The organism is Aquabacterium sp. UBA2148 (assembly GCF_002328915.1).
Lineage (GTDB): Bacteria > Pseudomonadota > Gammaproteobacteria > Burkholderiales > Burkholderiaceae_C > Aquabacterium > Aquabacterium parvum.
Map to the genome: position 1 here is coordinate 7,889 of NZ_DCXA01000275.1, position 2,137 is coordinate 10,025.

Consider the following 2,137-nt stretch of genomic DNA (forward strand, 5'->3'; position numbering starts at 1 on the left):
TCACCCGCCGCGAAAACGACCTCTTCGTGGTCGTCAACGCCGCCTGCAAGACCCAGGACATCGCCCACCTGCAGGCCAAGATCGGCCACCTGTGTACCGTCACCCCCCTGCCCGATCGGGCCCTGCTGGCGCTGCAAGGCCCGCAAGCGGTGACCGCCCTGGCGCGCCTGAACGAAGGCGTGCAAAAACTGGTGTTCATGACCGGCGGTCACTTCGTGCTCGACGGCATCGACTGCTTCGTGACGCGCTCGGGCTACACCGGCGAAGACGGCTTCGAAATTTCCGTTCCGGCAGACAAGGCCGTGCAACTTGCACGCGCCCTGCTGGCTCAGCCCGAAGTCAAGCCCATCGGCCTGGGCGCGCGCGACACGCTGCGCCTGGAAGCCGGCCTGTGCCTCTACGGCCACGACATCGACACCACCACCACCCCCGTCGAAGGCAGCCTGACCTGGGCCATCCAGAAGGTGCGCCGTGCGGGCGGCGCTCGCGCAGGTGGCTACCCCGGCGCTGCCGTCGTCGACGCGCAACTGGCCCAGGGTGCCGCCCGCAAGCGTGTCGGCTTGATCAGCACCGAACGCATGCCCGTGCGCGAAGGCGCCAAGGTGGTGGACGCCAGCGGCGCCGAGATCGGCGTCGTCACCAGCGGCTCGCTCGGCCCCAGCCTGAACCAGCCGGTGGCCCTGGCCTACGTCAGCACCGCCCACGCCGCCGTCGGCACGCCCGTCTTCGCCCTGGTGCGCGACAAGAAGGTGCCCATGGCGGTCACCAGCACCCCGTTCGTGCCCAACCGCTACCACCGCGGCTGATCGCCCGCCACGGCCCCAGATTCGGCCGAGCGCTGAGAGACAATCACGCCCGTTCGGCTCAACCCAACCCAGATTCCCCAAGGACGTCACCATGACCATCAAGTACACGCCCGACCACGAATGGCTGCAGATCGAAGCCGATGGCACCGCCATCGTCGGCATCACCCACCACGCCCAGGACGCCCTGGGTGACGTGGTCTTCGTCGACCTGCCCGCCGTGGGCGCCTCCTTCAAGTCCAAGGACGTGGCCGGCGTGGTCGAGTCCGTGAAGGCCGCCGCCGACGTCTACATGCCCGTCGACGGTGACATCGTGGAAGTCAACGAAGCCCTGCGCGACGACCCAGCACTCGCCAACACCGACCCGACCGGCGCCGGCTGGTTCTTCAAGGTCAAGCTGGCCAACCCCGCCCAGCTCGACGCCCTGATGGACAAGACCGCTTACGACGAGCTGCTGAAGAACGCCTGATGCGTTCACCCCCGGCGTCCTTTGTGTGGACGCCGGCCCCGAGGATGCGGCCCTGAGCCCGCCGCCCCCCGAACCCACCCGATGCCGAACACCATGAGCCACGCTGCCCTGTCCTCCTTGCCATCCCTGTCGCAACTCGAGAATGCGACCGAATTCCAGGCCCGCCACCTCGGCCCCTGGGACGCAGAACAGGCCAGCATGCTCAAGGTGATCGGCGTGGCCTCGCGCCAGGCGCTGATGGAGGCCATCGTGCCGGAGACCATCCGTCGCCCGGCGCCGATGGACCTGCCCTCCGCGCTCACCGAAGCCCAGGCGCTGGCCGAGCTCAAATCCATCGCACAGCAAAACAAGGTGCTGCGCAGCTTCATCGGCCAGGGCTACTTCAACACGCTCACCCCTGGCGTCATCCTGCGCAACATCCTCGAGAACCCCGCTTGGTACACGGCCTACACGCCCTACCAGGCCGAGATCTCGCAAGGCCGCATGGAGGCCCTGGTCAACTTCCAGACCATGGTCACCGACCTGACGGGCATGGCCATTGCCAACGCCTCGATGCTCGACGAGGCCACCGCCGCCGCCGAGGCGATGACGCTGGCAGCTCGCGTTGGCAAGAGCCCATCGCAACGATTCGTGGTCGCCCACGACGTGCTGCCGCAGAACCTCGAGGTGATCCAGACCCGTGCCAAGCCCCTGGGCATCGCCGTTGACGTGGTGCACGCCACCGAGCTGGTCAAGCACCTCGAGTCCAACGACTGCTTCGCTGCCCTGCTGCAGTACCCTGGTGTCAATGGTCAGGTCCGCGACCTCAAGCCCCTGATCGACGCCCTGCACGCCAAGGGCGCGCTGGCCATCGTCGCCGCCGACT

The 2,137-nt window shown here is 67.8% G+C and carries 2 protein-coding genes and 1 pseudogene; all 3 read left to right on the forward strand.

Annotated features, from left to right (window positions below; genetic code table 11):
• Positions 1-806: glycine cleavage T C-terminal barrel domain-containing protein (locus B2W70_RS15475; protein WP_286747014.1), on the forward strand; the 806-nt coding region annotated here is incomplete at its 5' end.
• A gap of 91 nt (positions 807-897) precedes the next feature.
• A complete protein-coding gene (gene gcvH, locus B2W70_RS15480) occupies positions 898-1,272 on the forward strand; it encodes a glycine cleavage system protein GcvH (RefSeq protein ID WP_286747015.1) in 375 nt (124 codons plus the stop codon).
• A 93-nt stretch (positions 1,273-1,365) separates the two neighbouring features.
• Positions 1,366-2,137, forward strand: a pseudogene (locus B2W70_RS15485) (glycine dehydrogenase (aminomethyl-transferring)); the annotation flags it as partial.

What these genes read in the sequence shown, in the direction of transcription:
- gcvH (WP_286747015.1), top strand. Translation starts at nt 898, where the DNA reads ATGACCATCAAGTACACGCCCGACCACGAATGGCTGCAGATCGAAGCC.